The 12,575-nt window shown below is 58.8% G+C and carries 11 protein-coding genes; 1 reads left to right on the top strand and 10 read right to left on the bottom strand.

The genetic code is table 11. From position 1 onward, the window contains the following. Positions 1-1,083 precede the first annotated feature (1,083 nt). Positions 1,084-2,322: an aminotransferase class V-fold PLP-dependent enzyme gene (locus tag FMN63_RS10160; RefSeq protein WP_148583859.1), complete on the bottom strand. Its 1,239-nt coding sequence runs from the start codon at positions 2,320-2,322 to the stop codon at positions 1,084-1,086. A gap of 82 nt (positions 2,323-2,404) precedes the next feature. Here FMN63_RS10160 and FMN63_RS10155 point away from each other — a divergent pair, with 82 nt between their 5' ends. Next, positions 2,405-3,175 carry an IclR family transcriptional regulator gene (locus FMN63_RS10155; protein ID WP_148583858.1) on the top strand — a complete coding sequence of 257 codons (771 nt, stop codon included), beginning with the start codon at positions 2,405-2,407 and terminating at the stop codon, positions 3,173-3,175. On the opposite strand, the gene FMN63_RS10150 is transcribed toward FMN63_RS10155, so the two are convergent. The 9 genes from FMN63_RS10150 to FMN63_RS10110 all read right to left on the bottom strand — a co-directional run bounded on the left by FMN63_RS10150 (position 3,172) and on the right by FMN63_RS10110 (position 12,574). Further along, on the bottom strand, positions 3,172-3,690 hold the full coding sequence (locus FMN63_RS10150) for a RidA family protein (protein ID WP_148583857.1): 519 nt from the start codon (positions 3,688-3,690) through the stop codon (positions 3,172-3,174). The two genes, FMN63_RS10155 and FMN63_RS10150, sit on opposite strands and share 4 nt — an antisense overlap. Beyond that, the gene (locus FMN63_RS10145; RefSeq protein ID WP_148583856.1) at positions 3,680-4,642 is read right to left on the bottom strand and encodes an ABC transporter ATP-binding protein; all 963 of its coding nucleotides are present in this window, start codon (positions 4,640-4,642) and stop codon (positions 3,680-3,682) included. The genes FMN63_RS10150 and FMN63_RS10145 overlap by 11 nt, the downstream gene beginning before the upstream one ends. After that, entirely contained in the window at positions 4,639-5,634 is a 996-nt protein-coding gene (locus FMN63_RS10140; RefSeq protein WP_148584061.1) for an ABC transporter ATP-binding protein, read from the bottom strand. The genes FMN63_RS10145 and FMN63_RS10140 overlap by 4 nt, the downstream gene beginning before the upstream one ends. Further along, complete coding sequence (locus FMN63_RS10135; protein ID WP_148583855.1) at positions 5,634-6,749, bottom strand: amidohydrolase/deacetylase family metallohydrolase; 1,116 nt, start codon at positions 6,747-6,749, stop codon at positions 5,634-5,636. The genes FMN63_RS10140 and FMN63_RS10135 overlap by 1 nt, the downstream gene beginning before the upstream one ends. Further along, positions 6,750-7,610 carry an ABC transporter permease gene (locus tag FMN63_RS10130; protein WP_148583854.1) on the bottom strand — a complete coding sequence of 287 codons (861 nt, stop codon included), beginning with the start codon at positions 7,608-7,610 and terminating at the stop codon, positions 6,750-6,752. It abuts the gene before it with no gap. Then, entirely contained in the window at positions 7,610-8,551 is a 942-nt protein-coding gene (locus FMN63_RS10125) for an ABC transporter permease (RefSeq protein WP_148583853.1), read from the bottom strand. The genes FMN63_RS10130 and FMN63_RS10125 overlap by 1 nt, the downstream gene beginning before the upstream one ends. 75 nt (positions 8,552-8,626) lie before the next feature. Beyond that, the gene (locus FMN63_RS10120) at positions 8,627-10,129 is read right to left on the bottom strand and encodes an ABC transporter substrate-binding protein (protein ID WP_148583852.1); all 1,503 of its coding nucleotides are present in this window, start codon (positions 10,127-10,129) and stop codon (positions 8,627-8,629) included. Between the two features lie 49 nt (positions 10,130-10,178). Beyond that, positions 10,179-10,631: a hypothetical protein gene (locus FMN63_RS10115; protein ID WP_148583851.1), complete on the bottom strand. Its 453-nt coding sequence runs from the start codon at positions 10,629-10,631 to the stop codon at positions 10,179-10,181. A 350-nt stretch (positions 10,632-10,981) separates the two neighbouring features. Then, positions 10,982-12,574, bottom strand: a complete 1,593-nt coding sequence (locus FMN63_RS10110; protein WP_148583850.1) for a gamma-glutamyltransferase family protein — start codon at positions 12,572-12,574, stop codon at positions 10,982-10,984. Between the last annotated feature and the right edge of the window lies 1 nt (position 12,575).

Here is a 12,575-nt window from a genome sequence, read left to right as displayed (position 1 = left end):
CTTTTTTGTGGTCGCCCGGTCGACCAGCTCCGGGCGATGTGTTTGCGCTACCCGTGGCCGGCCGCACGCTTCCACTGGAAGGTGTCGGCCTATCGGGAGCGGTACCGGCCGCCGGCAGGATCGAAGGCTTGCCGGTGTGGACTGGCTGGGTTGGAAGCGGACTTGCCTTCAGCCTGCCAGAAAACCTTCTGCCCCTTATTCCCCGCCCCAACGGTGAAAACATCGACCGTTGGCGGCCATTTCTCTGCCCATCCCGCGGATACGTTGGAATGAAAGCTAGAGCAGTATTGGACTACGGTTCATATCCAATTTGACAAAAGAGCCAGACCAATTCCGAAACAAGCCAACACCAGACAAGTTTCGCCAGTGTCTCCGCCATTCAGTAAACTTCGCGTCGGCTCGCCTTATTGAAACAGCAGCTGTCTTTCGAGAGCGTTCCTCGGCCGCGCCCGAAGCCCAGACCCGTCGTTCGCGGCATGTCGAACCAGCCCGTACAGTGGTAAAACGGAGCTTGCCAGAGTTTTAAGCCCTCGCTTTTGCGCGCATTCCTGTCCAGGCGGATCGCGAAAAACAGAGGGCTTAACGCTCGCTTCGGTACTGCTCTTTCGGAAATTGATCTGAGTTTTTTGCCATAATGGACATGTCCAGCAGACCATTACGAACACTGGCCTCACATCCAGCTTGACTGCCAAAACGTCCGTTTGACCGAAGAAGATCAAAATTCATCCAATGAATTCATTTACTTCGCACGAGAAACCGCCCCGCCAGCCGCGCACTCGGGATCTACAAATAATGTGATAGAGCAAGATTAAGCGCAGAACGGCCTGAACGGCGCGTAGGCTTTTGGGGAAATGCCCCGTTGGTCTGCCTGAAAGAACAGATCGGGAGAAAAGCAGATACGCTCATAGAGCGCCCTTCGGGCGTGACGCCGCTCCACGACAGCCCCCGGGTTCGGTCCTCGCCTTTCCCGGAACAGTCTTCCAGGCCGGGTGGACAATGCAGAAGTAGGCGGCAGATCACGGATCTGCCGCGAACCGGCTATTTCGATATTTTGAAGAGTTTCGGCGACCTACTGGAGTGTTCTCACACGTCTTCCAGCCAACGCATGTAGCTTTCCGTTCCGCCGTTGCGGGTGTCTGCCAGTGCTGCTTCCTCATCAACCGCGGCGGCCTCGGACGAGGTCAGCACCTGCCGCAGAGCGTCGCGCACGAGTTCGGCTTGACCCGGCATGAGGTTGCAGGGATCGAGCTGGAAGTAGCCTTTCTCGGTTTCGTGTCCGCGCACGATAATCGGCGGGTCGTAACTTCCGAATGCAACGGCGTATTGGGCAGCGCTTGCGCCGGCAATTGCCGGGTCGACGTGGACTTCCAGACGCTCAAGAGGATTTCCGGTCGGATCCGGTATGCGTTTGGCATCAAATCCCGGCAAGCCGTCGATCGCTTCCTTCCACATTTCCAATGCAGCGGTTTCCGCGGCGCGAACGGCGTCATGATCACGCTCGAGCCACTGGGCCATTGCCTCGATGGCGCCGGCAATACTTTCCTTGCCGATCTTCATGCCCCGGCCAATGCCGATGTTTTGCAGGTAAGCGGCACGCACAAGTTCCTTGCGCCCGGCGACGATGCCGGACGTCGGCCCGCCCATGAATTTGTGACCGGAGTAAATGGCTATGTCCGCACCGGCGGCAATGAAGCCCTCCAGTTCATACTCGGAGGCTGCGTCGACAATCACCGGAACGCCCTTGGCATGCGCGATCTCGCAAAAGCGTTTCAGCGGGATCATGCCGTAGTCGACGACATGGTGCGAAATCACGTAAAGCGCGGCGGCAGCACCCTCGTCGAGAACGGCCTCAAGTTGATAATCCTTTGCCAGTGTGGATTGACCGACAATACGCACATGACCGCCAACCAGCTCAATGGCCTGGGAAACTGGCGCACCATATTCGCACAAATGGCCCATCTGCACCGCCACCCCGGATTTCGGGCCTGGCTCACACGGCAGGTCTTCCGCGCGTGCCGGGTCGAGGCCCGTCATGCAGCCCGCGACCGCGAGAGAGATCCCCGCGCTTGCCGATGCGGTCAAAAAGCCGGCTTCCGCTCCGGTCAGTTGCGAAATCAGATCGGATGCTTTTGCTTGCAATTCGTGCATGCGCGCAAAGCGCGGCATTGCCTCTGCAGTTGCTTTCGCCACGCGCAGGCTCGCAATCGAACCCCCCAGCGAGGTCATTGTCCCGCAGACATTGACGACGCGGCTTATTCCCATGGAATCATGCCATGACCAGTCGATGCCGTAGTCTTCACGCTGAGATTGTTTTTCGCCCATGATTTTTCCCTCTGCTCTTGCGAGCACTTCCATTATTGTGGCACAGAGACCACTGTTTTGGCCCCTGGAATGAGATGATGTCATGGATATGAAAGTCCCTCGCAGGACCCGCACCAGCGCACTGACGCGGAACCTTCAAATACTTGATATCCTGACTGAAAGACTCGTTCCCATGACGGCGTACGAGCTTGCGAAAGCCACCGGTGCCCCGGCTTCGACCGTCTATAAACTTATAGACGAGCTGGCAGAATGTTCGATGCTGAGCCGTACCGCCGATGGCCGGGTCTGGCTGGGTCCGCGTCTTATGCGTTACGGCCTTGCCTACCGGACGCGGATGAACGCCTTTACCGAGGCGCGCCGCGCGATGATCGAACTGAATGAGCGCACCGGTGAAATGATTCAGATTTGCACCCGTGACGAAGGCCAGATGAGTGTCATCGACATGGCGGAAGGTTCGGGAGCCTTTCGCGTGACCTCCGACGTTGGCACACGGGTGCCTTTGAACTGGACCGCGTCCGGGCGCCTGCTGGTGGGTCACCTTCCCGAGGCCGAGCGTCTTGCGATCTTCAAGGCCTGCGCCGAACCTTCGCACACCGGTTTGGCGGAAACCGACCCGGAGAAACTGGCAAAGATGTCGAGAGAGGCCTTTCTTGAAGGCCTCTCGGTGCAGATCGACACCTCCGAGGAGTCCGTCGCCTGCATTGCCGCACCGATCCGCGACCAACAGGGCGCATGTCTTATGACCCTGTCGGTTGTCATGGCCAAGCACCGGGTTGCCGACCGTTTCGAGAGCATTGCCACGGAAGTTCGCAATGCGGCGCAGTCTGTCGAACGGGCGTTGGGAAATCATTAGGCTTCCCGGAGTGCCGTCTGGTGTGTGGCCTTGTCGGATAGCTCGAAAATGGCCTCGATTTCCACAGTGATCTGGTTGGGGAGCGAGCTGACACCGAATGCCGAGCGCGCGTGCCCGCGCTTGTCATCGAAGACACGGGCGAGCATGTTGGACGCACCGTCAATCACGTGAGGATGGCGTTCGAATTCCGGTGTGGCGTTGACCAGCCCCAGGAGTTTGACCACTCCATCGACATGATCCAGCGACCCGAGAAACTGCCTCAGAGCGGCAATAATGTTGAGCGCGACCAGCTCGGCATGTTCCCTCGCCTCTTCGGCGGTGACATCGCCGCCGACCTTGCCTTTCAGCAAGCTGCCATCCGGCAGAACAGGCCCCTGCCCGGAGACATAAAGCATGTTGCCTGAACGCCGCACATTCTTGAACGCGCCGATAGGCGAAGGCGGGCTATCCGGCAAGGGACGGCCGAGTGCCTTCAAGCGTGTTTCAGGCGTTTCGGCGCGTAATTCAGTTGTCATTTAATACCTCGATTTTCTTGCAGTAGCTGACATGACCTTCAGCAACGGCAACGGGATGGGGCAGGCCATCAGCACAATCCGCGTCGGCAAATTGGCATCGCGTTCTGAATACACAGCCCGATGGTGGATTGAGTGGGGAGGGAATATCGCCCTGAAGAAGCTCACGGGACCGCTTGGCACGTGGATCGGGCAGCGGGATCGCGGAGTTGAGCGCACGCGTATAAGGGTGCATTGCCTTGTGATAGACGGCCCGTGACGGCCCGATCTCCATAAGGCGGCCCAGATAGAGCACGGCGATCTGATCGCAGAGATATTCGACAACCGACAAGTCGTGGGCGATGAAAAGCATGGTCAGGTTCCGCTTTTCACGCAAATCCAGCAGTAGATTGAGCACCTGCGCCTGAATCGAAACATCCAGCGCCGAGACACTTTCGTCCGCCACGATAAATTCCGGTTCCAGCGCCAATGCACGCGCGATACCGATCCGTTGACGTTGCCCGCCGGAAAATTCATGAGGGAAGCGGTTCAGGTGGTCCCCGGAAAGCCCGACTTCTTCCAGAAGGGCCGCGGCACGATCACGGCGCTCGCGACGATTGCAGATGCCGAATGCCTTCAAGCCTTCCCCGATCAGATCCGCGATCCGCAGTCGCGGGTTGAGCGAGGACATCGGGTCCTGAAAGATGATCTGAATCCTGCGGCGCATCTGGCGCATTTGGCTGGCGCTGAGCGTGTTCAGATCGGTACCATCGAAAATGGTCTGGCCGCGCGTCGGCTCGACAAGGCGCAGCAGACTGCGCCCAAGCGTTGTTTTGCCCGAGCCGCTTTCGCCGACGAGACCTGTGATGGACCCGCGCGGGATATCGAAACTGATATCTTCCAGCGCGTGAACAGGGCCGCCGGACGTTTCAAATATCTTCGTCAGACCGCGGATTTGCAGAAGCGGCTCAGTCATTCAACCAGCTCCTGTTCCAGAATGCAGGCTGCCAAATGCCCCGGCGCTTTCGTCTGCAACGCGACGGGCTTCTTGCAGGCTGGCATGGCGAAGGCACACCTTGGCTCGAAGGCGCAGCCTTCCGGCAACGCATTGAGCGGCGGCACGGATCCCGGAATAGACTTGAGCCGTTCGCCTTCAGGACGGTTCGGACTGGGAATTGAGCCAAGGAGGCCACGTGCATAAGGATGCCTTGTCTGGTCGAAAAGATCATTGACGGGCGCCTGTTCAACCACGCTGCCCGCATACATGACCGCCACATCGTCGGCCATTTCGGCCACCACGCCCATATCGTGCGTGATGAAGAGGATCGACATCTGGCGCTCGCGCTGGAGCCTCCGCATCAGATCGAGAATTTGCGCCTGAATGGTCACATCCAGTGCGGTTGTCGGTTCGTCCGCAATCAGGAAAGCCGGATTGCAGATCATCGCCATGGCGATCATCACCCGCTGGCGCATGCCCCCGGACAACTCGTGCGGATAGGTATCGGCACGTTTTGCGGCACCGGGGATCTCGACCATTTCCAGCATTTCGACGACGCGTTTGCGCCTCTCGTCGGCATCCAGGTTTTCATGCAGCAGAAGCATTTCGCCGATCTGATCGCCAATCGTGAAAAGCGGATTAAGCGACGACATGGGCTCCTGGAAGATCATGGCGATCTCCGACCCGCGAATATTGCGAAAATCGCGGGCGGACAGGGTTGCCAGATCGACCGTCTTTCCCGACCTGCCTTTGAAGGTCAGCTCACCGGACAGAATGCGGCCCGCCGGCGGCAGCAGCCCCATCAGAGCAAGCGAAGTCACCGACTTGCCGGAACCGCTTTCGCCAACAAGTGCCAGCGTACGGCCCCGCGCGATCTCGAAACTGACATCCCGCAAGGCCGTGACCTGCCCGGATCCCTTGCCAAAGCCGACGCGCAATCCGTCAACCTTCAGGATCGCGCTGTTATCCATCACGGAAGCCTCCGGCTCGCCGCCTGCATATCGGCGCCGAGAACCGTTGCGCGCGGCTCAAAGACCTTGTCCATCACCATCGAATTGCCCTGACTGTCGAGGACTTCGATGTCGGCATCTTCCAGATCGAAGATGGTGAAGTCGGCGCGCATACCGGTCTTGAGGCCATCTCTGCCGGAAAGACCGAGAATCGACCGCGGTGCGGCACAACTCGCCTGGACGACGTCTTCAAATGGCAGGCCGACCGCCAGCAGTTTCGACATTGTGGTCGCCAGGTCGTAGACGGGCGATTCAATGGAAACCTTGTGCAGGTCGGTGGAAATGGAGAACGGGCGCAGCCCGTCGGCAATGGAAGCGCGTGCCGTTTCAAAATTGAACGACGCTCCACCATGGCCGATGTCCATGCGAATGCCTCTGTCAGCCATGTCCTGTGCCATGGCGAAGAGTGCAGGCGTATCGCGTATGGAGCCTGCAGGTTTGCCATTGAAGCAATGCGTGACGATGTCGCCTTCCGAGAGGATGTCGAAAACCTCATCGATAAGGGGGGGCGGTTCGCCGACATGTACCATCAGCGGAAAATTGGTCATTTCCGCAACGCGCTTGGCAATCTTGGCCGGCGTGATGCCCCAGCTGCCGACAATCACTCCGGAGGCGCGTACCTTGATGCCGCAGATGACATCCCGGTTTTTCTCCACGACCTCAAGCGTTCTGTCGATATCGATGGATCGCCAGTCGATGAGTTCCGGCACACGGTTGCAGGCAACAAGCCCGATCGAACCGATATTGAGGAAGGCCTTGATGGTTTCCGCATGCGGATCGATGACATATTCCCTCAGACCGTGGAAATTTGCCTCGCCCGCCGAGCCGGCATCGGCCATGGCCGTCACGCCCGTTGCGCGGCCAGCCTCACTGGCTCTGATCGAAATATCGGTCCCGCCATGCCAGACATGGACATGCAGGTCACACCACCCCGGAGACAGATAGGCCCCGTTCAGATCTACCTGACGCGCGTTTTCGGGAGCGTCATCGAGCAGTGTTCCGTCATCCGCAATGTGGATGGAATCCGGGGCACTGTCGAAACCGACCGCGCTGAAATTGGTCAGGGTAAGCGCCATTCAGGTCTCCTTGTTGAGTTTGGGGTCCAATGCATCGCGCAGACCGTCACCGACCAGTTGGAGCGAGAGGACGGAGAGCGCGATTGCAACGCCCGGGAAGAGAATGAGAAAGAAGGCATTGTCGATATATTGCCGTCCCTCGTTGACCATCGTGCCCCACGTGGGCGTAGACGGATCAACGCCGACGCCCAGAAAGGTCAGGCCCGCTTCGGCCAGCATCGCATAGGCGAAGATGAAGGTTGCCTGCACCAGGATGGGGGACAGGATATTGCGCAGAACGTGCGTGACCATGATCGTCAGCGTGCTGGAGCCAAGCGCACGCGCCGCCTCGACATAAGGCAATTCGCGAACAACCAGCGTCGAGGCGCGCACGATGCGGGCAACACGAGGTGTGTAGACAATGGAAAGCGCCAGGATGACGTTGCCGACCGTTCCGCCGAAAATCGCGACAAGCGACAGCGCCAGCAGGATATCGGGAAACGCCATCATGGCGTCAATCAAACGCGACAGAGGTGTGTCGAGCCGCCGGAAAAAGCCCGCGACCAGACCGATGACAATGCCGGCAGACGATGACAGGATCGCCACGCCAAGACCAATTTGCAGCGACGTCTGGCCTGCAACGAGCAGGCGGCCGAGGACATCGCGTCCGAACGCGTCCGCTCCCAGAAAATAGTCCGCACCCGGCGGCGTAAGCCTGTTGCGCACGGACATCTTTCCGATAGCGGTCAGATCGAGCGTTGGCAAAACGTAACATGCCAGAACAATCAGGACGAAACAGACCAGCGCGACCACAGTCGAACGGCGCGCCATGAGCACGGCGCGAAAGCTGGGCGGCTGATGGATTTGAGATGCAGTCGCCATCAGTATTTGACCCGCTTGTCGATGAAGAAATAGAGAAGATCCGTTGCCAGATTGATCAGCACATAGATGGACGCGACAATGATCAAGGTGCCCTGAATGACGGGGTAATCACGGCGCAGGACGGCGTTGACAACCAGGTTACCCATGCCGGGCAGATTGAAGACGCGCTCTGTCACCACCGCACCAGACACCAGAAGGGCGAAGGTCAGTCCGACAACGGTAATGATCGGAATTCCGGCATTTTTCAAAGCGTGCCGCAAGATGACACGTGTTTCCGGCATTCCCTTTGCCCGGGCGGTCCGCACGTAATCCTCGCCCAGAATGTCCAGCATGGAGGCGCGGGTAAAACGCAGGATCAAAGCGGAGTTGGTAATACCCAGGGTAATGGAGGGCAGGATGAGATGGCCGAGCCGCACCCATATATCGGCATCGGGACCGCCATACCCGGCGGTTGGAAACCAGCCGAGGTTGGTCGCCAGCACACGCTGGAAGACCAGTCCGGTCAGAAAGCTCGGTATGGACGCCGCCAGCATTGCCGATGTCACGGAGCTCTGATCGAGAAGGGAGCCGCGTTTATAGGCCGCATAGATCCCAATCGGCGTGGCGATGAAAAGCGCAAAAAACAACGACATCAGCGCAAGAAAAATCGTCGGCTCCGCACGGTCCGCCAGAATGGAGGTCACGGGGCGATTGAAGAAAAGCGACTCGCCCAGATCCCCCTTCAGTGCGTTGCCGACGAATGTCGCGTATTGCACGATGATCGGCTCGTCGAGACCGAGCCGCGTGCGCAGATCTGCGGCTTCCTGAGGCGTGGCATCCGGGCCCAGCATCAAGGCAGCCGGGTCGCCAGGCGCGAACCTGACGAGCACGAAGGCGATTGTCAGAACGAGAATGATCACCACGACCATTCCAACAAAACGCCGAAGAAGATACTTTGCCATGGAACCCTGTAGAACCGCGAGTAGTCGTTAAACGGCTGCGCCAGGACATTCCGGCGCAGCCAATTTCAAGCAAGCTTATTTGGAAACCTGTGCATTCCAGAATGCCGGCCAAGGAGACGGGTTGACCCCTGTCAGGCCCTTTGCCTTGCCCTGAAGTGCATTGAAGTCGCCGACCTTGATGAAGCCGACATCTTCCAGAACGATCTTCTGCAGCTCACCGAAGATGGCTTTCCGCTTTTCCGGATCGCTTTCGGAGGTGAACCGGTTGAGAATTTCGTTCTTCGTCGGATTGTCCCAACCTTCACGCGCGGTGGAGAACAGGCTGGAAATAAGTGCCGGTTCCGGAAGGAACGGCGAGTGGGTGATGTAGATATCCCAAAGGTCTGGATTGTTGCGGTTCTGAGCAAGCGTCGCCCAGTCGACAACATCCAGCTGAACCTTCATGCCAGCCGCTTCCAGCCCCGCCTTTGCAACTTCGGCCATCTGATAATGGAACTCGTACTGATGCGAGGTGAGGATGCGGAGCGGAGACCCGTCGTAACCGGCAGCTTTAAGATATTCCGCAGCCTTGGCCTGGTCGTTCTGGTTATAGAGCTCCACACCGGCATTGTTGTGCCACGTCCAGCCTTCCGGATAGAGCGCGCCATCGGTCTTGAAGAATTTCTCATCGCCGAAGCCCGCATAGAGCATATCGTCGAAGGGAAGTGCAGCCTGAACAGCCTTGCGAATGTTCAGATCCGTCATGATCCCCTTCTTGTGGTTTACCGCAAATACCGGCCAGCCGAAGGGTTTCAGGAGAACCGGCTCCGCAGCGTCCGAAGCTTCCAGACGGTCGTAGGTTTCCGTCGAAAGTCCGTCGGCATAATCGTATTGACCGGAGAGCAGGCCTTCGGCGCGGGTGTTGCCGTCGGGGACCGGGATCAACCGGATTTCATCAGGCACCTGTTTCCGTTCAGCCGCGCCCGTTGGCTGGGTGTAGCCGTCGAAACGGACGAGCTGGGTATACTGGTCCGGCTCATGAGCCTTGATCTTGTAGGGGCCTGTGCCGACAATCGTTTCAATTTCAGGCGCAATGATCTCTTCGGGATAAACAACTGCAGCGGAGTTGGAAAAGGCCAGAAGTGACAGGAGCGGCGCATAGGGCTCCTTCATCGTGATGGTCACTTCGTTCGGGCCGGATGCTTCGATACCTGCTACCTTGTCGGCAACGGATTTGCCGCGACTGGAAACTTCGAGCCAGCGCTGCAGCGATGCGGCGGCATCGGCACTGTCCATGGAAGAGCCATCATGGAACGTTACGCCTTCGCGCAGCGGGATTTTGTAGGTGAGGCCATCGTCGCTGATTTCTGGCATATCGGCTGCCAGTAGCGGCACAACGGCCCAGCTTTCGTCAAAAGTGTAGAGTGTTTCGACAAAGTGCTGCGTGACAATGCTGACAACATCTTTGGTCGAGACCATCGGATCGAATGTATCGGGTTCGCCAATAATGGCGACATTGACCGTTCCGGCAGCCAGAACAGGAGAAACTGATAGCATCAGCGCGCTGGACAGCGCGAACAGAGTTTTGCGAACAGACATCGGAAGTTCCCCTTATTTCATTATTGTGGAACATGCTCCACTATTACTACTATGAAGCTTGTTCTCGCTGATTGTCAACGGAGGTCTTGACCCGATTTGAAATTGATATGTTGCCGGGTCCGGTTTCAGCGCTGATGAGACGGAATTCCACGACATATTCCGAGCTTTGGGAAAAGGTCTTCGGGGATTTACACCACGCCACCGACAAGCCCACTTCAGCGGGAGAGAGAATCTGCATCGTGTTGTAGAGCTTGCGCGGTGAGGAATCGATGCCGGCTGTGCCAAGGTTGCGACATTGCCGAGCGGCTTTATTCCTGCAGGTCTGAGAAGCCCCCAAAGCCGGAAGGAAACGGTTGGCCGTGATACGAGGCGTTCGGCCATCTGCGACGTGTTCACGCATCTGCGCCGCGAGGCCTGCGATCTGAAAAGGAGGGCCGCCAGGCAGGTGTTGGAACTGCGGCGGCTCAAAAAAGCATGATTTCGCCCGCTCGTTGAATGCCACGCATTCACCTGCCGCGACCAGATGGGGGCGACAACGAAAGAGAGCTCTCGCCTCCGCAAAGCCAGAGATCATCTGACCAGTCGAGCAATCGCATCTTCCGGCAGGACCATGCGGGACCAGCCAGGCGGTCCGCGCATCCCTTTCATTCGGAGGGACGCTCGCTTCCTGACTGGAGGCGAGCGACCTATGAACGGTCGACGTCGGAACGCGTCCACTGGAGCAATCAGGCCGCGGCCTTCCTGCTCCAAGTTCTGTTCGGCTTCGCCAACTGCCCAGTGCGCTGGGGAAGTTTGCGTCAGCCTCTATCCGCCATGCCGCATCCCGTTTGCTTCATCGGAAAAGGACTTGCCCTAGAACCCCAGTGCCATTCCATCCTTGCGGCTGTCGCTGCCGCCGATGAGGACGCCGTTCTGCGTGTCGATACGGATTGCCTGGCTGCCTCCGAGGGGGCTCGCCACCACCTTGAGTTTGTGACCGCGGGCGGCAAGGTCAGCGCGGGTCGTTTCTCCGATACCGGGTTCGATCTGCAATTCGCCGCCGAAGGCAAAACTGCGCGGCGCATCCATGGCAGCCTGCAAATCCAGTCCGAGATCCAGAACACCGGACAGGAAGGCCGCATGCCCTGATGCCTGGTAATGGCCGCCCATGACGCCGAACGGCATCACCGCTGCGCCATCCTTGCACAGCATCCCGGGGATGATCGTATGCATCGGACGCTTCTTCGGGGCGATCACATTGGGATGGCCTTCGATCAGGCGGAACGAGCTGCCGCGCGAATGGAAAAGCACGCCGGTCTTCGGATCGACCCGCGTGGAACCAAAACCATGGAAGATGGAATTGATGAAGGAAATCGCGTTGCCTTGCGCATCGACCACGCTGAGGTAGATCGTATCCTTGTGTTCCGGTTCATCCCAGAGGGTCGGCGGCAGGGCGCTGTCCATTCGGATGCGTGCCGCAAGCGTGTCGATGACACGATCGGATAGAAGCGTCTCCGCCAGTCCCTCGCAGGTGACCGGGTCAGCCAGAAGCACGTCGCGGTGATGATAGGCCAGTTTCGTCGCCTCGGCATGCAGGTGAATACGGTCTGCCTCGGAAAGCCCCTGCCCCATGTCGAACTTCGAAAGCAGCCGCAGGATCACAAGTGCAACAAGCCCCTGGCCGTTGGGCGGGCATTCCAGCACGTCATATCCGCCATAGGAAGTCGAGATCGGCTCCACCCAATGCGCCTGTGTGCTGCCTTCGTTGAAATCGTCCACCGTATGAAGACCGCCGAGCGACCGCAGATGCGCGGCCATGTTTGAGCCGGTTTCACCTTCGTAGAAACCGGCAGCGCCTTTTGACGCGATCTCCTTGAGGCGCACTGCCAGAAGAGGCTGCGCGTGCCGCTCCCCTGTAACCGGGGCTTTTCCATTCGGCAGAAACACCTTGGCAGCATGAGGATCGCTTCCAATCAATACAGCATGCGCGCTCCAGTCCATTGCGACACGTGGTGTCACGGGATAACCATTCTCAGCATAGCCGATTGCACGGGCAAAGAGCCGGTCCAGCGGCAGCGACCCGTGGTCCGCGTGAAGGAGGCACCAGGCGGAAATCGCGCCTGGCACCGTGACGGAATGCGGGCTGGTCTGCGGAATTTCGCCTTCGAGACCTGCAGCCTTCAGTGCCTCCAGAGTGGCAGCGGCAGGCGCACGGCCCGAACCGTTCAGTGCCTTCACCTTGCCGCCCTTCGGCGCGTAGAGGGCAAAGCAGTCGCCGCCAATACCCGTCATCAGCGGATCGACCACACACTGGACGGCAACAGCAGCAATTGCGGCGTCGACGGCATTGCCACCGTCTGTCAAGACTTCCAGACCGGCGGCGGTCGAAAGGGGGTGGGATGTTGCGATCATCGCCTCGGAAGCCAGGGTAGAGGGGCGGCGGGCGGAAAAGAAATCGAAAGTCATG

It is taken from the genome of Stappia sp. BW2 (assembly GCF_008107695.1).
Classification (GTDB): domain Bacteria; phylum Pseudomonadota; class Alphaproteobacteria; order Rhizobiales; family Stappiaceae; genus Roseibium.
Note: the sequence above shows the minus strand (reverse complement) of the source record. Positions and strands in the feature narration are given on the sequence as shown.